Raw genomic sequence first — 18,696 nt, forward strand, 5'->3', positions numbered from 1 at the left:
GAGGCCACCCGATGACCGAGCATCCCCCGGAACTGCCGCAGCACCCGGATTTCCTGTGGCACTCCCCGGAACCGAAGCGCACCTACGACGTCGTGATCGTCGGTGGTGGCGGGCACGGGCTCGCTACTGCCTACTACCTCGCGACCAACCACGGCATCACCGACATCGCCGTGCTCGAGAAGGGCTGGCTGGCGGGCGGGAACATGGCCCGCAACACGACGATCATCCGCTCCAACTACCTCTGGGACGACAGCGCGGGACTCTACGAGCACGCGCTGAAACTCTGGGAAGGGCTCGAGGACGAGCTGGATTACCCGCTGCTGTTCAGTCAGCGCGGTGTACTCAACCTCGCGCACTCCCTGCAGGACGTCCGGGACTCCGTGCGCCGGGTCGAAGCGAACAAACTCAACGGCATCGACGCCGAGTGGCTGAATCCGGACGAGGTCAGCGAGGTCTGCCCGATCCTCAACACCTCACCCGAACTGCGCTATCCGGTGCACGGCGCGACTTACCAGCCACGCGCCGGTATCGCCAAGCACGACCACGTCGCGTGGGGTCTCGCCCGCGCGCTGGACAGGATGGGTGTGCACCTCATTCAGGACTGCGAGGTCACGAGTGTCGAGGTGGCGGGCAGCAAGGTCTGCGGTGTCCAGACGACACGGGGACCGATCGCCGCGGGCAAGGTCGCGCTCGCGGCGGCGGGGAGCACCTCCACGGTGACCGACACTCTCGGACTCGACCTCCCGCTGCAGAGCCACCCGCTGCAGGCGCTGGTCTCCGAACTCTTCGAACCGGTACACCCGACGGTCGTGATGTCCAACGCGGTGCACGTCTACGTTTCCCAGGCCCACAAAGGCGAACTCGTACTCGGGGCGGGGATCGACTCGTACAACTCCTACGCCCAGCGCGGCTCGTTCCACACCATCGAACGACAGATGCAGGCGGCGGTGGAGTTGTTCCCGATCTTCTCCCGCGCGCACGTGCTCCGCACCTGGGCGGGCACGGTGGACGTCACCCCCGACGCCTCCGCGATCATGGGACTGACGCCCTTCGACGGCCTCTACATCAACTGCGGCTGGGGCACCGGTGGTTTCAAAGCCACCCCCGGCGTCGGCTGGTGCTACGCGCACACGATCGCCCACGACGAACCGCACCCGCTCAACGCCCCGTTCTCCCTCGACCGCTTCACCACCGGAGCGCTCGTCGACGAACACGGCGCCGCGGGCGTCGCCCACTGACCACACCGAGGACGTGACGCTGATGATGTTGATTCCGTGCCCGTGGTGCGGGCCCCGTGACGAGACCGAGTTCCACTACGGCGGCCAGGCGAACGTCGCCTACCCCGCCGATCCGCAGGAGCTCTCCGACGAACAGTGGGCCCGATTCCTGTTCCACCGGGCCAACCCGAAGGGTGAGTTCACCGAACGCTGGTGCCACACGGCCGGATGCCGGCGATGGTTCGCCGTCCGGCGCGACACGGCGACCAACACGGTCCTGCACCACACCTCACAGGATCCGAAGGCGGTGGCCCCATGAGCAACGAGTTCCGGCTCGCCGACGGCGGGCACATCGACCGCGACCGTCCGATCGACTTCCACTTCGACGGTCGGCGGTTGTCCGGGTACGCCGGAGACACACTGGCTTCGGCCCTGCTGGCCAACGGGGTTCACCGGGTCGGCTCGAGCATCAAGTACCGGCGTCCTCGCGGGATCGTCAGCGCAGGCGTCGAGGAACCCAACGCGCTCGTACAGGTGGACGAGCCCTACGCCGAGCCGATGCTCACGGCTACCACGGTCCCGCTCGAAGAGGGCCTGCGGGCCAGGAGCCTCCCGGGACGGGGTGAACTCGTCGACGCCGGCGACACCGCACGCAACGACGCCATGCACGCGCACTGCGACGTGCTCGTCGTCGGGGGTGGACCGGCGGGCCTGGCGGCGGCCGACGCAGCGGCCAGCAGCGGAGCCCGTGTGATGCTCGCGGACAGCGACACCCGGCTCGGCGGCACCCTGTCCGGACGGCAGGAGAACATCGACGGCCTCCCTGCCTCGTGCTGGGTCGACCGCACGACCCGGTACCTCGAGAACCAGGACGAGGTCCGGCTGCTTCGTCGCACCACCGTGTTCGGCTACTACGACGACAACTACGTGATGGCCGTCGAGCACCGCGGGCACGGCTCGCAACGCATCTGGCGCATCCGTGCCAAGGAGGTCGTGCTGGCGACCGGATCCCACGAACGTCCAGTCGTGTTCTCCGGCAACGACCGTCCGGGCGTCATGCTCGCCGGTGCCGCCGAGACCTACCTGCACCGGTACGCGGTCCTGCCGGGTCGACGGGCCGTGATCTTCACGACGAACGACAGCGCCTACGCCGCCGCGGTGAACCTGCACGACGCGGGAGTGGACGTCGCCGCCATAGTGGACGCACGCGACGTCGTGTCCACCTACTGGGCTTCGCTGTGTATCGAACGCGGGATCCCGATCCACAGCCACGCCGCCGTCGTGAGTACCTCCGGCCCGAGCAGGGTGACCCACGCCCATCTGTCCACATTGGCGTCGGATCAGGACCGGTTGCCCGGAGTACGCAAGGTCGTCACCTGTGACCTCCTGCTGGTCTCCGGAGGATGGACGCCCGCGGTCCACCTGCACAGCCAGGCAGGCGGCGGGTTGCGTCAGGACGAGTCCGTCGGAGCCTTCCTGCCGGACGGCGCGCGGCAACGGGTGCGTTCCGCCGGTGCCTGCGCGGGCACGCTCACCACGGGCGAATGCCTGCGTTACGGGGCACAAGCGGGAGCCGACGCCTCGATCGCGCTCGGGTTCGTCCCCGAACCGCAGGTCCGCCCGACCGCCGAACGGGTACCGGTCCTCGCCGGCACGAACCTCACGTTCGTGCCCAGTTCCAGCGACACCGAGGGCACCACGCAGTTCGTCGATCTCACCAGAGATGCGACGGTCGCCGACGTCCGCCGCGCGACGGGTGCGGGCCTGACCTCGGTGGAGCACGTCAAGCGTTACACCACGATCGGAACCGGCCACGAGCAGGGCAAGACCTCGGGAATCGTGTCCACGGGCGTCATCGCCGCGCTCAACGGGCAACATCCGGCAGAGCTCGGGACGACGACGTTCCGCGCACCGTTCACCCCCGTCAGCTTCGCCGCACTCGCCGGCCAGGAGCGTGGCGATCTCTACGACCCGGTCCGTGTGACCGCACTGCACGACTGGCACGTCGCCCAGGGTGCCGAGTTCGAGAACGTGGGTCAGTGGAAGCGCCCGTGGTACTACCCGCGTTCGGGCGAGGACATGGAGACCGCGGTGCTGCGGGAGTGCCGTGCCGCACGCGAGGGCGTCGCGATCCAGGACGTGTCCACCTTGGGCAAGATCGACGTCCAGGGACCGGACGCGGCCGAGTTCCTGGACCGCGTTTACACCAACAAGATCTCCACCCTCAAACCCGGCCGGATCCGGTACGCGGTGATGTGTGGTTCCGACGGCATGGTCTTCGACGACGGCACCGTGCTGTGCGCGGGCGAGGGACGCTACCTGATCACCACCACCACGGGCGGCGCCGCCGGAGTCTTGGACTGGCTCGAGGACTGGCTGCAGACCGAGTGGACGGACTTGCGCGTCCACCTGACGTCGGTCACCGAACAGTGGGCGACGATCGCACTCGTCGGGCCGCAGGCACGGGACGTGCTCGGCCGGGTCAGCACGATCGACTTGGACAACGACACCTTCCCGTTCATGTCGTGGGTCGACGGTCCGGTCGCCGGGCGCCGTGCCCGAGTCTGCCGGATCAGTTTCTCCGGCGAGCTGGCATACGAGATCAACGTGCCCTGGTGGCACGGTCGCGAAATCTGGGAGGCCCTGTTCGACGCCGGTCGCCCGGAGTCCATCACGCCGTACGGCACCGAGACGATGCATGTGCTGCGAGCCGAGAAGGGCTTTCCCATCGTCGGTCAGGACACCGACGGCACCATCACCCCGTACGACCTCGGGATGAACTGGGCCGTGTCGAAGAGCAAGCACGACTTCCTCGGCAAGCGTTCCTTCGACCGGCAGGACACCCGACGGACGGACCGCAAGCAGCTCGTCGGCATCCTTCCCGAGGATCCGGAGCTCGTCCTCTCGGAAGGCGCGCAACTGGTCGAGACCCAGGACCTGCCGGAACCTCCCGTTCCCATGCTGGGCCACGTCACGTCCAGTTACCGGAGCGCGACGCTGGGCCGTGGCTTTTCGTTGGCGTTGGTCCACAACGGACACCATCGGCACGGGGACACGATCTACAGCCCCCTCGGCGGCGAACTCGTCCCGGTCACGATCACCGAGACGGTCTTCTACGACAAGCAAGGAGCGCGACGTGATGGCTGACACCTACGGCGAGAGCCCCCTCGTTGCCCGAGCCGACACGCTCGTCGCGGCGGCGGACCCTGGTGCGGTTCGCTTGCGTGAGCTCCCGTTCCGTGCCCAGGTCAACCTCCGTGTCGACCCCAAGAGTCCGGCCGCGGAGCGGATCGGCACGGCGATCGGCGTCATGTTGCCGAACCAGGGCGGTGAGGTCGCCACGAACAACGACCTCACCGTGCTCTGGCTGGGTCCGGACGAATGGCTGGTCCTCGGCCCCGACCACGACACCGACCGCATCCTCACTCTGCTGCGGGACGCGTTGGACGACGACTTCGGCTCCGTGACCGACGTTTCCGCGCACCGGACGGTCATCGACATCTCGGGGCCGCGCACCCGGGAACTACTCGCGAAGGGATGTTCGCTCGACCTGCATCCCCGGGTGTTCGGTGCGCACCAGTGCGCACAGACGTTGCTGGGACGAGCGCAGGTCGTCCTGCTCTGCTGGGACGAGCAGCGGCCGCACTACTGGCTTTTCGTCCGCGCGTCCTTCGCTCGCCACGTCGTCGACTGGCTCAACGACGCCTGCCTGGAATATCGAGGGGGTTGGCCATGACGGTCAGTGTGTTCGATCTGTTCTCGGTGGGCATCGGGCCGTCGAGCTCGCACACGGTCGGCCCGATGAGGGCGGCGAACCGATTCGTCACGAGAGTGCGCGAATCCGGGGTCCTGGCAAACGTCCACGGAGTCCGAGTCGAGCTTTTCGGCTCGCTCGGCGCCACCGGACGAGGGCACGGCAGTCCGGATGCGGTCCTGCTCGGGCTGGAGGGCCATGCCCCGGAGTCCGTTCAGCCGGGGTCGGTGCAAGAACGGCTCGTCGAGATCCGTACCGAGGGAACCCTTCGCCTGGGCGGGACCCACCCGATCCCCTATGTCGTCGAGCGCGACCTGATCCTGCATCGGCGCAAGACACTCTCGGCGCATCCCAACGGAATGCGGTTCAGTGCCACGGATGCCTCCGGCGCCGAACTGTGCACCGTCGACTACTACTCGGTCGGTGGCGGATTCGTCCTCGACGACTCCACGAGCACGATCCAACCGGACGACACGCAGGTGCCGAAGCCGTTCACGAACGCCTCGGAGCTGTTGTCCCACTCCGTCGAATCCGGAGAGTCGATCTCCGGTGTCATGCACGCCAACGAGTTGACCCGGCGCAGTGCGGACGCGATCCACGAACAGCTGCTGCAGTTGTGGCGGGTCATGGCCGAATGCGTGGCCAACGGCCGTTCCAACACGGGGAATCTGCCGGGTGGCATGCAGGTCCGACGTCGAGCGGCCGACCTCTCGGCGAAGCTGTCCCCGACCGACGACCCGATGGAGTGGGTCACGCTCTACGCTCTGGCCGTCAACGAGGAGAACGCCGCCGGTGGGCGCGTCGTCACCGCTCCGACGAACGGCGCGGCCGGAATCGTGCCCGCGGTACTGCACTACTACGTCCGGCACACCTCGGCGCCGACCGACGAGGGCATCGTCCGGTTCCTGCTCACCGCCGGTGCGATCGGCGCACTGTTCAAGGAGAACGCGTCGATCTCGGGCGCGGAGGTCGGGTGTCAGGGTGAGGTCGGCTCGGCGTGCTCGATGGCCGCAGCCGGACTCACCGAGGTGCTCGGTGGCAGCCCCACCCAGGTCGAGAACGCGGCCGAGATCGGCCTCGAGCACAACCTCGGGCTCACGTGCGACCCGATCGGCGGTCTCGTGCAGATCCCGTGCATCGAACGCAATGCCGTCGCGTCGGTCAAAGCCGTCACCGCGGCCCGGATGGCCCTGCGTGGAGACGGCAACCACTATGTCTCGCTGGACAAAGCCATCAAGACGATGCGCGACACCGGACGTGACATGAAAACCAAGTACAAGGAGACCGCACGCGGCGGTCTCGCGGTCAACGTCATCGAATGCTGATCATCGCCCCGCTCCGCCCGACACGCGTCCCCGCGGGAGACACCCTTGGCGAACCTGGTCACCCTGAACCTGCACTGCGGGCAGCAGCCTGGAATCGTCCATGCCGTCAGCGAGTTCCTCTACCAGCGACACTGTGACATCGTCGAACACCAGCAGTTCGACGACGTCACGCGGGGCCAGCTGTTCATGCGTACCGCGTTCCACGCCGGCCCCGGGTACGACGGAACCTCATTGCACGCGGATTTCGACACGGTGGCCGCGAAGTTCGGGATGTCGTTCGAGCTGACCGACAGCCGGCCGCGCCGCGTGGTCGTCATGGTCTCGAAGCTCGGGCACTGCCTCAACGATCTGATTTTCCGCTGGCGCGCGGGCAATCTCGGCGCCGAGATCGTCGCCGTCGTCTCCAACCACGACACCCTCCGTCCGATGGCGGAGGCGGCGGACCTTCCGTTCTTCCACGTGCCGGTCACCCCCGGTGACAAACCGGAAGCCGAAGCCGAACTGCTGCGCCTCGTCGACGAGTACGACACCGACCTCGTCGTACTCGCCCGCTACATGCAGGTCCTCTCCGACGACCTCTGCCGAGTCCTGCGCGGACGAGCCATCAACATCCACCACTCGTTCCTCCCTGGGTTCAAGGGAGCCAAGCCGTACCACCAGGCCTTCGATCGTGGGGTGAAGCTCGTCGGCGCCACCGCGCACTACGTGACACCGGATCTCGACGAAGGACCGATCATCGAACAGGAGGTCATCCGCATCGACCACACCCTCGACCCGCCGCGATTGTCGAACGTGGGGCAGGACGCCGAATCCGTGGCATTGGCCCGGGCCGTGCGTTGGCACTGCGAACAGCGCGTGATGCTCAACGGCACAGGCACGGTCGTCTTCACCTGACCGCGGCCCGCAATCCGCCTACCCGACTAACGACGGTCGTCTTCCTTGTGTGGGGGAAGATTCTCGTTCCCGTGGTCCACGGTCGCCTGCTCGGGCGCGGGGTCGACGCGCCGAGCCGTGCCGCTGTCGGCGGCCGCCTGCTCCGCACTCGCGGACGGCTTCCGTCCCTGAACGCCGCGTTCGTCGTCCCGGGCAGCGACGGCCTTCGTCGAACCGGTCGCGCCGACACCGGCTTTGCTTTTCGCCTCACGCCCCCGGGCGGCGGCCGCGCGCGCTGCCCTGCGAGAGTCGCGCACGCCGACGGCGACGGCCACCGCCAGTCGGACCACGTAGAGCACGGCGCTGACGGCGAACAGGACAACGCTGATCCACACCCAGCGCTGGAGGTACGGTTCGGTGGTCATGCCCGTCGCCGTCACATAGGCCGACTCCCCCTGCCCTGTGATCACGGGGAGGAAGACCAGCAACAACAGGCCACTGCCGAGGGCGGGCACGCGGAGGTGGTTGATCGCCGGAACTCGCGGCTCGTGCCTGCGAGTCAGTCGGCGTCGCGCCCAGCGCCCCACGAGCAACGAGCGGTCCGCCAACGCGTAGAGCGGAAACAGGAGGAGATCGTGGACCACGAGCGCGCCGACGAACCAGATCAGCATCCGGGTGGCCATCGACTCGGTCGAGACGAAGCTGACCGCGTATCCGGCGAGCGCGGCGCCGGCGAGTACGACGAGCAGGTGCAGCGGATTCGCACCGTAGAACCGGCGCCAACCGGAGAGCGTCGTGCTGAGGAGGCGAGCCATCAGGCGCTCCGGAAGTCGATCGAGGCGACCCACTTGGTGTTGTGCACGCCGGGCAGCGCCGGAACGATCACGCGTGCCGGAAAGCCGTGATCCAGCGACAGGTCGACGCCGTTGACCTGGAGTGCGAGCAGGGAGTCGGGATGCAGCACCTGATTGGCCTGCAGCGTCGCGCTGTTGAACGCGCCCGCTTGCTCGACGGACTGCACGAAGGCGTTCGCCGGGGAAGCCACGCTGGCGCGCTCGGCGAGGTCCCGCAGCCGAACTCCCGTCCACGTCTGCGTCGTGGACCATCCCTCGACACAGGCGATCGGCAGCACGGCCGTGTGCTGCGGCATGGCCGCCAGATCCGGCTTACCGATCTCGACATCCTCGGCGCCCCCGGTCAAGCGCAGCACCCAGTCGTCGCCGATGTCCGGTGCGATCCCCGCTGCCGACGCGGTGCGGTTGACCTGGAAGTCGTTCGGGCCGTCACCGTAGGAACGCCCGCGCGGAGCCAGTAGTCCCACCGGTCGTAACGCGTCCACGGTCTGCGCGAGGCCGAGCAGTCCGAGCAGCGCGGCTCCCCCACCGACCACGCTCAGCGCACCACGTCGGCTGATCGTCGGTTCCGCCGGGTGCTGCGGTGCCAGGCCGTGTTCGTCCGGCGGCTCGGGCTCGGTGCGACGCAGCGGCGTGCGCATCTCGGTTCGCATCGAGCGCGACCGCAGTGCCCGGATCATCGTCGGCAACTTGATCGCGACGTGGACGACGAACCCGGCGATGAACACCCACGCACCCCAGTAGTGCGCCGTGTAGAAACTGAAGCCGAAGATGTAGTCGTACTGGATGTTGAGTACGCCGGTGACGATCTCGAACAGGATGCCGCCGACGAGCGCCAGCAACGACAGCCGTTCGAGTAGCTGAGCGAGGCTGCGCGCGGGCGGCCAGGTGAACAGCTTCGGCAGCACCGACCACAACTTGGCCAGCACCACCGGAATCAGGGCGAGCCCGAGGACGACGTGCACCCCCTGGTTGAGCCGGAACAGCCAGGCGGGCTCCGTCGGCCATTCGAACGGAGGCAGCCGCAGGTAGCCGACCTCGGCGGGCATCGCCTGACCGAACTGCGGCCCGTAGGCGGACCACGACGCCAGTCCGGTGAGCGTGACGATCGGCAGCCCCACCAGGAGCACGACGGCGAACACCGACGTGAGCCAGGTGCCGCGCAGCGGGCTGCGGAAGGTGCGGGGTGAGAACGGTGGCACCGGCGGACGGAGACGCGCCAGCGTTCGCCACAGCACCTTGGGGAACCCGTACTCCGATGGCGCCTGCGGACTGTCGTCGTTCTCGGCAGGGCGCTGGTCGACGGTCGAGGTTCGGTCGCGGCGTACCACTGGGGAAACCGTACCAACAGGGACCGGAAACCTTCTCGTGTGTGCGCCGGCGTGGAGTTCGGGCGCGCGAACGCCGTCGTGCCGCCGCAGGCTCTGTGGCGGCACGACGGACCGACACCAGTACACGGTTCCGGTCGGCGTCGATGGCTCAGTCGTGACGGGCCGGACCACCGCGGTGCAGGCGTGGGACGTCCCATTGGTCTCTCAGAGTGCATTTGGGTACCGGACCACCGACCTCAGTTCCACAACGCCCTCTCACTGGGAGGCCGCCGGGTGGGAAATCCCGCCACGACCACCGCCAACGAACTCCGCGCCGTCGTCGACGAGGTCGCGGGCACGACGGTTCCGATCGAGAACACCGTCGCGCAGGGCACGCGGCGCGCGCTTTGGTGGACCTCACCACCTCCGGCGTGCTCGACGTCGGCAACCGCGGCCGCGGTGGATTCACGGAAGCCCTCCCGGTCGGCCGTACACCGGTACCGCGACGACACCGCCCGAGACGATAGCGTGACGCGATCCGGAGGAGGGTGCGGTCCACCACGTCCTGGTTCGCACCGACCCGTACCGGATGCCGTGACGAATACCGAGCGTGAACGACGACCCGCGAGACAGAGGAGCAGCATGCGCGTCTTGATCACCGGTGGAGCAGGCTTCATCGGTTCCCACATCGCCGATCTGGCCGCCGAGGCCGGGCACGAGGTGCGGGTGCTCGACTGCCTGCTGCCCACGGCGCACGGGCAGGGCCCGCCGCCGCATCTCGACGCGCACGAGTGGGTGCGGGCCGACGTGGGCGACGGTGAGGCGGTTCGGAGCGCACTGTCCGGTGTGGACGTCGTGTGTCACCAAGCCGCGATGGTGGGCCTGGAGACCGGCACCGCCGACATGCCCGAGTACGTCGCCCACAACGATCTCGGTACGGCCCGCCTGCTCGCGGTCATGGCCGAAGAGAACGTCCGCCATCTGGTGCTGGCGAGTTCGATGGTCATCTACGGCGAAGGTCGCTACACCTGCCCCGAACACGGGACCGTTCGCCCGGGGCCCCGTGATCGCCAGGACCTCGAGGCGGGGGTGTTCGAGCCCCGCTGTCCCGATTGCGGCGAACTTCTGCAACCCGGCCTCGTGGGCGAAGACGCCCCGGTCGATCCGCGCAACACCTACGCGACGACCAAGCTCACCCAGGAACACCTCGCGGCGAGCTGGGCCCGGCACACCGGCGGCTCGGTCGCGGCGTTGCGTTACCACAACGTGTACGGGCCGCGGATGCCGCGCGACACCCCGTACGCGGGCGTGGGCTCGCTGTTCCGCTCCGCACTGGCGAACGGGCAGGCGCCCCGGGTGTTCGAGGACGGCGCGCAACGCCGGGACTTCGTCCACGTGCACGACATCGCTCGCGCCAACCTCGCCGCGATGGAACAGCAGGCTTCGCCGGAGTTCCGTGCCTACAACGTCTGTTCCGGGCAACCGCGCACCATCGCGGACATGGCGCGGGAACTCGCCGTGACCTCCGGCGGTCCGGAACCCGTGGTCACCGGTCAGTACCGGCTGGGCGACGTCCGGCACATCGTGGCCGACCCGCAACGCGCCCGTGCCGAGCTCGGGTTCACCGCGAAGGTGGACTTCGCGGACGGTATGCGCGAATTCGGCAGCGCCGAACTCCGCGCCTGACCCGGCCTGTCACGCGGTGCGGGGTGGTCGGCGTAGGTGGTTGTGTGGCGGAACCTCACCTCGCGGGCGGCCGGTCTGCGTAGGCGGAGAGGAATCCGTCGGCGCAATCTGCCTGACCCCGGCTCAGAGGGCGTCGTCTCCACTGAGAGTGCATCGGGGAACTGGCATGTGTGCCCGTAGGGCACGCCTCAGAGTGCATTGGGGAACTGGCCTCGGTGCCCGTAGGGCACGGTCATACCCAGCCGCGGCAGGGTGAGGGGCTCCGGCGATCGGAGTTCGTGCCTTGCAAGGCAGGGGTTTTCGCCGCGTACGGCGTGGTACTCAAGAGGACCCCAACACAGCGAGGCGCGAACTGGGGCGGCGGTACCGGACCACCGACCTCAGTTCCCGAATACGTTCCGAATCACGCCGATTCGGCGGTGCACGCGCTGATCGCGTCGGCGAAGTGGGAGCGCGGCACGTGCGCGGCGACCTCGATCGCATCGTCCATGGTGTCGACGTCGCGCAGCCGCGGGAGCAGCTCCACGCTCAATCCCGCCGCCCGCAGGGCTTGCAGAGTGCGTTCACCGGTGTCCTCAGAGGACATCGGCACCTCGTGCAAGACCCGCGCGTGGCGTGGATCCCGGAGCCCGAGCGCCCACCAGCCGCCGTCCTCGGCGAGCCCGAGCACGGCGTCCGGACCGCCCTGCCGGTGCAGCGGCTCGGTGCTGTCGGTGAGCACGCGGGCCGTAGCCTGCGGAGTGTCCATGCCGATCTGCAGTACCGGCAGGGTGCTGGCCTCGGCGACGTCGGAGTGCGCGGCGGCGAGCCGCTCGCCGAGACCGTCGCCCCGTTGGGCCAGCAGCGTCACCTCCGCCAATGCCCGCTCGATCTCGGCACTGCGCACCGCCCGCTGCAGCGTTCCCGTCCAGGCGACGAACGCTGTCGCCTCGGGTACGGCAAGCACCGCGCTCATCGTGTCGAGCAGGCTCGCCGCAGCGACCTGCGCGGCGCCCTCCGGACTCAGCGGAGGACACAGCCGGGTCTTCGCGTGGCCCGGCTCGGGCGCTTTCGCCACGACCAGCAGCGCGGTCGAGCTCATCGGGTCACTCCTCGCTTCGGACGGGTTCGCATCATGCGGCATTCGGCACGGTACGGCGAGTCGGTTGCTCCGTGCGCAGCGTGATCCACGTCATCGGGCAATCGGTGCGGCAGCGCGGTCCGAATCGTCCCGGAGTGCGTACGGGTTCGGAGACCGGCCGTCACCCCGGCAGGGCGTGACGCTACCGTCCTGACCATCGGCACCGTGAACACGGGAGGGAAAGTCAGCGCAGATGAGCGACGAGCCGCCGCGAAGGCAGCGACCGACACGCCGCTGGATGTCCTGGGGAGCCTGGATCGTCGGCGTACTGGGTGTCCTCACCGCGCTACTCGTGCCGTTCGCACCGGTGCTGGCGGACGAAACCACGGTCACCTGGCCGCAGGCCGGTGAACAGCCCGCACCGACAACGGCGTTCTTCGTGCCGTACGCGCCCGCCGAGGTCACCGTCGAGATCCCGTGCGAGGTCGTGCGCACGGCTCAGGGCGCCGATCCGCCCACGACCGTGGTCTCCAGTGCGCTGCCGGGACAGTCCGCGAAGGGTTTCGAGGTCGCGGGCACCGCAGAGGACCTTCGTGTGCTGGTCGGCGGACGCGAGATCCACCGCGCGCCGCTTCCGGAGGGCGCGTGCGACGTCCGGTTGGAGACCACTCCGGAGCGCAGCGTCCTCAGCGTCGGCGGAGAGCAGGTCGCGGACTCGACCGCGCACGTGCGCGAGATCTCCGTGTTCACCACCGACCTCTCCCCCGCCGATGCCGACGGCATGTCGGTGCAGGCGCGGACAAGCACGTGGTTCGACAGCGTGCCCACCACGGCGAAGCTGTGGCTGATCGGTGTGCAGCTGGCCTTGGCCGCCGCGGCACTGACCTGGATGGTCCTCAGCGACCGGCGCCGCGGCGTGTTCCGAGCCCGACCTCGGCGAAACCGCGGACCGCGTCCCCGCTGGCCACGCGCCTGTGTGGATGCCGTGGTCGTCGCCGCGCTCACCGCGTGGGCGGTGCTCGGCCCTCGAACGCCGGACGACGGCTTCACCGAGGGCATCGTCCGCAATGCGCTGGAGACCGGCGCGTTCACGAACTACTACCGCTGGGAGAACGCGGCGGAGGCACCGTTCATGCTCGTGCTGAACCTGGTGTCACCGCTGGTGGCCATGGAGGCGGACCCGCTGACGATGCGGGTGCCGAGCACTGTGGCGGCGCTGCTCACGTGGCTGCTGATCAGCCGTGGCATTCTGCCGGTGGTGCTCCCCCGACACGCCCGGCTGTGGTGGGTGCGCGTGGTGACCGCCGCGAGCCTGCTGGCGTGGTGGATGCCGTTCAACCTGGGCGTCCGGCCGGAGCCGTTCGTGGCGCTCGGAGTGACCGTGGCGTTGACGTGCCTGGTGCGGGGCAGCGTGCGGGAGCGCACTCCGTGCCTGACGCTGCTCGGGCTGGGCGGTCTGGCCGCAGGGCTCACGATCGCGGTCAACCCGGTCGGCGTGACCGCGCTGGCACCGGTGCTGCTGCTGGCCCCGACGTTCTGGCGCGCGCTGCGGAACTCGGCCACCGACGGGCAGCGACCGGCGATCGCGGCCTGGGGGACGTTGACGCTGATCGGCTGCCTGGGCGCGGTCGGTGTGGTCGCGATGTTCGCCGACCAGTCCTTGCACGGTGCGCTGCGGGCCACCGACATGCACAGCTTCTACGGCCCGAACGTCTCGTGGTTCCAGGAAATCTCCCGGTACGAGTACCTGCTCGGCTTCGACAGGGCCGTGCCGGAACAGGGCGGCATGGGACGGCGGCTACCGGTGTTGAGCACGCTCGCCCTGCTGGCCTGCGCGGTGCTGTTGCTGGCGAGAGGCGCCGGACGCCTGCCGGGGATGCGCAGCAGCTTCGTTCCGGTCGGCGCGTTCGCGCTCGGCCTCGTGGTGCTGTGGTTGACCCCGTCGAAGTGGTCGCACTACTTCGGCGCGCTCGCTGGGCTGGGCGCGACGGCGCTGACCACCGCCGTCGTCCTGGTGTGTGTCGCCGCGCGCCACTGGTCCCGGGACCGGGTGGTGCTCGGTGTGGGTGCGTTCGGCGCAGGTGCCGCCGTGCTCGCCGCGAGCCTGTCGTTCTCCGGGGAGAACGAGTGGTTCCTCTACTCCAGCTTCGGTGTTCCCCGCGACGACGGCCCGTTCCGTCCGTTCAACAGTCCGCTGTTCTGGGCGCTGCTGGTGGCCGTGACACTGGCCGTGCCGCTGTTGCCGAGGCTCCGGGCGGCGGTGTCCGCGCGCAGTGTGCTGGCACGGATGCCTGCGCTGGTCGCCTCGACCACGATGATCCTCACCGTCGTGGTGCTGCTCGTCTCGTTCGCGGTCGCGCCGAGCAGAATGTGGGGCAGCTACTCGGTCGGCGGTCAGAACGTGGCGCACCTGACCGGCACGAGCTGCGGCATCGTGGACCGCCTCGTGACCACGCGCGACGCGCCGGACGGTGTGCTGCAGCCGGTCTTCGGTGCGGACGAACTGGACGGGTTCGTCCCCGAGGGCGGTTATCCGAGTACCTCGCCCGCTCCCGCGCCGGTGGGCACGGGCAGCGCCGAGTACCTGTGGGGCAGCATCGACGGGGACACGAGGACGACCGGGAACATGACCAGCCGGTGGTTCGAGCTGGACGACGTCGGGGCCCGTCAGGAGTTGGCGCTCTCGGTCGCCGGCCGGACCGGCGACGGCAACCGGCTCGCGCTGGAGTTCGGCACGTCCGACGGAGACAACGCACCGCAGCCCGTGGGCGAGCGCGTGCTCGACGACGCCTACAAGGACTCCGACGAACGGCCGACGTACCCGACGCAACGCGAGGTCGAAGACCGGCCGCAGGACAACCCGGCGTGGCGCACGCTCTACGTCTCCTCGGACGAGGTACCGGAGGAAGCCGACCGAGTCAGGGTGCGTGCGGTCGACGCCACCACGGACTCGGGGGGCTGGCTCGCCACCACCGGGCCCCGCCTCCGCGACATCAGGCCGGTCCAGCAGTTCCTCCAGGACCGGGAGTCGGTGTACGTGGACTGGTCGATGGTCTGGGACGCGCCGTGCGTACGCCGGTCCCCCGAGGTCGGGCACGGCTTGGCCGAAGCGCCACGGACGCTGTTGCTTCCGCCGGACAGACTGGGCTTCTCGGGAGACGCGGCGTTCGTGCGGGGCGCGGGCGGCAGCTTCGCACCGATGGACGAGGTCGGTACCCGGACCACGATTCCGACCCGTTTGCAGGGCGTCGAGGACAAGCCCGAGTACGAGGACTGGGGCGAGCTGGTGACCGTGTCGTACCCCATCCAGCGGGACGCCTACGATACGCGCACCTCTCGTGACCGTCAGTGGGGATGGGAGGGGGCGCGACCTCCTCTCGGCTACTCGGCCGAGTGACCGTCCACCGTGTATGGGTGAAGCGACCAATCCGGTGATTCCCCTGCTCCGAATCCACCAGCGGTGGACGATGCCCCTGTCGGTGCATCCCGGCCGACACAGAGACCTCCAGCAGAAGGGACACGAGCATGGCGGAGCCGACGGTGGAGGTGGTGTTGCCCTGTCTGGACGAGGCAGCGGCACTGCCCGCCGTGATCGACGCGATCCACGCGATCGACGGGATGCGCGCGCTGGTGGTGGACAACGGGTCGACCGACGGGTCACCGGAGGTCGCCGCCGCACACGGTGCGCGGGTCGTGCACGAGCCGCGGCGCGGCTACGGTGCCGCCGCGCACACGGGGTTGGTCAGCGCGACCGCCGAGATCGTGTGCGTGATGGACGCGGACGGATCGATCGACGCGGCACAACTCCCCGAGCTCATCGAACCCGTCGACTCACGCCGGGCGACGCTCGTCACCGGCCGCAGGGTCGTCACTGATCTGGGTGGATTTCCGTGGCACGCGCGGGCGGGAAACGCCCTGATCGCATGGATGGTGCGCCGTCGCGGGGTCGACGTGCACGATCTCGCTCCGGTGCGGGTGGCACGGCGCGCGGACCTCGTGGAACTCGACATTCGCGACCGAGCGTTCGGGTATCCGCTGGAGCTGCTGCTGCGCGCCGGTGAGGCCGGCTGGACCTTGGTCGAGAAGCCGGTCCGCTACCTGCCTCGTACCGCCGGAACCAAGTCGAAAGTGGCCGGCTCGGTGAAGGGCACCGCACGGGCGGTGCGAGACATGGCGCAGGTTCTGCGGTGATCGCGGGCGACCCGGTCGCCCTTCCCGGTGAGGAAGGGGGCGAGCGCTGATGCAGGCGCTGTTCGACCTCGCCCTGAGGGGTGACGCGCGGCAGCTCGAGCACGACGACGGCACCATCTCGTCGCTGGCGGTGCGGCGCTGGCACGGCCACCCGGACGAGGTGGACGTGCTGCTCATCGAGCGGTGCAGGGGCGCCACTCTGGACGTCGGGTGCGGACCGGGCCGGATGACGGTGGGCCTGACGCGGCGCGGTCTGCCTGCGATGGGGATCGACACCTCGGCGGAGGCGGTCCGGATGACCGTGCGACGCGGTGGGGTGGCCGTGCAGTGCGACATCTTCGACCCGGTCCCCGCCGAAGGCCAGTGGGACCACGTGCTGCTGGCCGACTGCAACCTCGGTATCGGTGGTGACCTCGCGGTGCTGCTCGGCCGCGTGCACGACGTGCTCAGCTGCGGAGGAAGCGCGCTGGTGGAGGTCGCCGCTCCCGGTACCGGCCTCCGTGAGGGCACCGCGAGATTCGGCGATGGCCCGTGGTTCCCCTGGACGCAGGCCGACGCGGAAGCGGTCACCCGCCTCGGCGAGGAAGCGAAGCTGGTGACCACCTGGACGGCCGAACGGTCCGGACGCTGGCTGGTGGAGCTGACCCGACGCTGACTGACCACCGCACGTGCGGGCAACTCCGTCGCATCCCCTCGTGCGACCTGCGCGGGTTCCGAACCACTGAGCGGGCATGGGAACGCGGTTAGGTGGTCCGGTACCGCCGGGTACAAGAGCCAGCTCCCACAATGCACTCCGAGGCACCGGAGGCCGCAGCAACGCTCTGCGTCCGACTGACCCGGTGCCCGGAGTGCCCGCGCCGGTCGCACGTGTGGTGCGATACGTGCGGCGTGCGCCCGGCACGTCCTTCGTCAGGACAGGAAGCAGCATGAGCACCTTTCCCGCAGAGTCGACCCGCACCACACAGCAGGTGCGACCGTGACCGTCGTACTCGCCGGGTGTGGCGATCTCGGCACCGAGATCGGCCTGCGGTTCGCCGGGACGGGTCGCCGGGTGCTCGGCCTGCGTCGCCGGACGGACGTGCTTCCGCCGCAGATCGCGGGACTCCGTGTCGACCTCGCCCACGAGGTGCCGACGCTCCCGGACGACACCGAGACCGTCGTCGTGGTCCTCACCGCCGACCGGCGGACCGCGGACGGGTACCGCACGACCTATCTCCGTGGACTCACCCACGTCCTGGACTCGCTGAATACTGTTCAGGCACAACCGCGCGTGCTGCTCGTGTCCTCGACGGCGGTGTACGGGGTGAACGACGGCAGCTGGGTGGACGAAGACACTCCCGCCGAGCCTCGTTCGGCGACCGGCCGGGTCTTGCTGGAGGTCGAGAGCGAACTGCTCCGGCGGCGCCCGGGCGCGACGATCCTTCGGCTGACCGGGCTCTACGGCCCCGGGCGCGGCCGCATGATCGAGCGGGTGCGTGCCGGAACGGTCGAGGAACCAACGACCCCCACCTACACGAACCGGATTCATCGTGACGACGCGGCAGCCGCAGTCCTGCACCTGGCGACGGCGGTGACGGCCCCGGACTCGGTGTACGTCGGCGTCGACGACGCCCCGGTCGAGCGCAGTCACCTACTTCGGTTCCTCGCCGACGAGCTCGGCGTGGAAGCCCCGCCCTCCGACGAGGGGGACGCAGCCCCCGGCGGCAAGCGGTTCCGCAACACCCTGCTGCGGGCCACGGGCTTCGAGTTCGCGTACCCGACCTACCGCGAGGGGTACCGAGCCGTGCTCGCCGGCAACGGCACGCGGCACCCCTGAGCGGGTACCGTGCGGGCGTGAACGAAGAGTTTCGGTCGGGTCGCGAGCACGCGCTCGTCCTCGCCCGGCGTGAGCGTGCGGTGACGACGCGATGACGGACCCCACCCGCGAGCGGGAGATCGTGGCCGTCGCACACAACATGCGTTCGGCCTACAACGTGGGCGCGCTGCTGCGGATCGCCGACGTGTTCTCTTTGTCCACTGTGTACTGTACCGGGTACACGCCGTATCCCGAGCAGGAACGCGACCACCGCTCCCCCGAGCTCGTCCACAAGCTCCAGCACAAGATCCACAAGTCCGCGCTGGGCGCCGAACATCTCGTGCGCTGCCTGCACCATCCGGGCGTACCCGCACTGCTCGCCGAGCTGAGCTCCGAGGGATTCACCGTCGCGGGCCTGGAGATCGACGATCGTGCGGTCACGATCGCCGACTACACGCCACCGGGCAAGATCGCACTGCTGCTGGGCGAGGAAACCGCGGGCATTCCGGCGAAGCTTCGCGGCGAGTGCGACGTCCTGCTCGAGATTCCGCAGTTCGGGACCAAGGGGTCGTTGAACGTCGCGGTCGCGGCCGGGATCGCCTTCTACAGCCTTCGCTGTTCCTGATCTCAC

15 protein-coding genes are annotated in these 18,696 nt (G+C 69.2%); 12 read left to right on the forward strand and 3 right to left on the reverse strand.

Translation table 11 applies throughout. The features are described from left to right. The first annotated feature begins 11 nt into the window (after window positions 1-11). Genes GIY23_RS13980 through purU form a run of 6 tightly spaced genes read left to right on the forward strand, consistent with a single transcriptional unit; the run spans window position 12 to window position 7,190 of the window. Window positions 12-1,238, forward strand: coding sequence for a sarcosine oxidase subunit beta family protein (locus tag GIY23_RS13980; protein ID WP_154077066.1), 1,227 nt, complete (start codon window positions 12-14; stop codon window positions 1,236-1,238). 22 nt (window positions 1,239-1,260) lie between these two features. Further along, a complete protein-coding gene (locus GIY23_RS13985) occupies window positions 1,261-1,536 on the forward strand; it encodes a sarcosine oxidase subunit delta (RefSeq protein ID WP_154077067.1) in 276 nt (91 codons plus the stop codon). Further along, window positions 1,533-4,364, forward strand: coding sequence for a 2Fe-2S iron-sulfur cluster-binding protein (locus tag GIY23_RS13990; RefSeq protein WP_154077068.1), 2,832 nt, complete (start codon window positions 1,533-1,535; stop codon window positions 4,362-4,364). Before GIY23_RS13985 ends, GIY23_RS13990 begins: the two co-directional genes overlap by 4 nt. After that, window positions 4,357-4,953, forward strand: coding sequence for a sarcosine oxidase subunit gamma (locus tag GIY23_RS13995; protein ID WP_187351880.1), 597 nt, complete (start codon window positions 4,357-4,359; stop codon window positions 4,951-4,953). The genes GIY23_RS13990 and GIY23_RS13995 overlap by 8 nt, the downstream gene beginning before the upstream one ends. Further along, a complete protein-coding gene (locus GIY23_RS14000) occupies window positions 4,950-6,296 on the forward strand; it encodes an L-serine ammonia-lyase (protein WP_154077070.1) in 1,347 nt (448 codons plus the stop codon). The genes GIY23_RS13995 and GIY23_RS14000 overlap by 4 nt, the downstream gene beginning before the upstream one ends. A gap of 45 nt (window positions 6,297-6,341) precedes the next feature. Next, window positions 6,342-7,190, forward strand: coding sequence for a formyltetrahydrofolate deformylase (purU, locus tag GIY23_RS14005; RefSeq protein ID WP_154077071.1), 849 nt, complete (start codon window positions 6,342-6,344; stop codon window positions 7,188-7,190). 26 nt (window positions 7,191-7,216) lie between these two features. On the opposite strand, the gene GIY23_RS22815 is transcribed toward purU, so the two are convergent. Together GIY23_RS22815 and GIY23_RS14015 are read right to left on the reverse strand one after the other, a co-directional pair. After that, complete coding sequence (locus GIY23_RS22815; protein ID WP_222850156.1) at window positions 7,217-7,984, reverse strand: hypothetical protein; 768 nt, start codon at window positions 7,982-7,984, stop codon at window positions 7,217-7,219. Then, window positions 7,984-9,354: a molybdopterin-dependent oxidoreductase gene (locus GIY23_RS14015; RefSeq protein ID WP_187351881.1), complete on the reverse strand. Its 1,371-nt coding sequence runs from the start codon at window positions 9,352-9,354 to the stop codon at window positions 7,984-7,986. The genes GIY23_RS22815 and GIY23_RS14015 overlap by 1 nt, the downstream gene beginning before the upstream one ends. 621 nt (window positions 9,355-9,975) lie before the next feature. Between GIY23_RS14015 and GIY23_RS14020 the strand changes: the two genes are divergently transcribed. Next, window positions 9,976-11,019, forward strand: a complete 1,044-nt coding sequence (locus GIY23_RS14020; protein ID WP_154077072.1) for an NAD-dependent epimerase/dehydratase family protein — start codon at window positions 9,976-9,978, stop codon at window positions 11,017-11,019. A 403-nt stretch (window positions 11,020-11,422) separates the two neighbouring features. Here the strand turns inward: GIY23_RS14020 and GIY23_RS14025 are convergent, their stop codons facing one another. After that, entirely contained in the window at window positions 11,423-12,100 is a 678-nt protein-coding gene (locus GIY23_RS14025) for a TIGR04282 family arsenosugar biosynthesis glycosyltransferase (protein WP_154077073.1), read from the reverse strand. Between the two features lie 232 nt (window positions 12,101-12,332). Between GIY23_RS14025 and GIY23_RS14030 the strand changes: the two genes are divergently transcribed. The 5 genes from GIY23_RS14030 to GIY23_RS14050 all read left to right on the forward strand — a co-directional run bounded on the left by GIY23_RS14030 (window position 12,333) and on the right by GIY23_RS14050 (window position 18,690). Then, window positions 12,333-15,476, forward strand: a complete 3,144-nt coding sequence (locus GIY23_RS14030) for an arabinosyltransferase domain-containing protein (RefSeq protein WP_228717286.1) — start codon at window positions 12,333-12,335, stop codon at window positions 15,474-15,476. Window positions 15,477-15,604: 128 nt separating this feature from the next. Then, the gene (locus tag GIY23_RS14035) at window positions 15,605-16,270 is read left to right on the forward strand and encodes a glycosyltransferase family 2 protein (RefSeq protein WP_154077074.1); all 666 of its coding nucleotides are present in this window, start codon (window positions 15,605-15,607) and stop codon (window positions 16,268-16,270) included. Window positions 16,271-16,319: 49 nt separating this feature from the next. Further along, on the forward strand, window positions 16,320-16,925 hold the full coding sequence (locus GIY23_RS14040) for a methyltransferase domain-containing protein (RefSeq protein ID WP_154077075.1): 606 nt from the start codon (window positions 16,320-16,322) through the stop codon (window positions 16,923-16,925). 321 nt (window positions 16,926-17,246) lie between these two features. Further along, on the forward strand, window positions 17,247-18,086 hold the full coding sequence (locus GIY23_RS14045; RefSeq protein WP_154077076.1) for an NAD-dependent epimerase/dehydratase family protein: 840 nt from the start codon (window positions 17,247-17,249) through the stop codon (window positions 18,084-18,086). 91 nt (window positions 18,087-18,177) lie between these two features. Continuing rightward, window positions 18,178-18,690, forward strand: a complete 513-nt coding sequence (locus GIY23_RS14050) for a TrmH family RNA methyltransferase (protein WP_154077077.1) — start codon at window positions 18,178-18,180, stop codon at window positions 18,688-18,690. Window positions 18,691-18,696 lie beyond the last annotated feature (6 nt).

The sequence above is a fragment of the Allosaccharopolyspora coralli genome (genome assembly GCF_009664835.1).
In the GTDB taxonomy this organism is placed as follows: domain Bacteria; phylum Actinomycetota; class Actinomycetes; order Mycobacteriales; family Pseudonocardiaceae; genus Allosaccharopolyspora; species Allosaccharopolyspora coralli.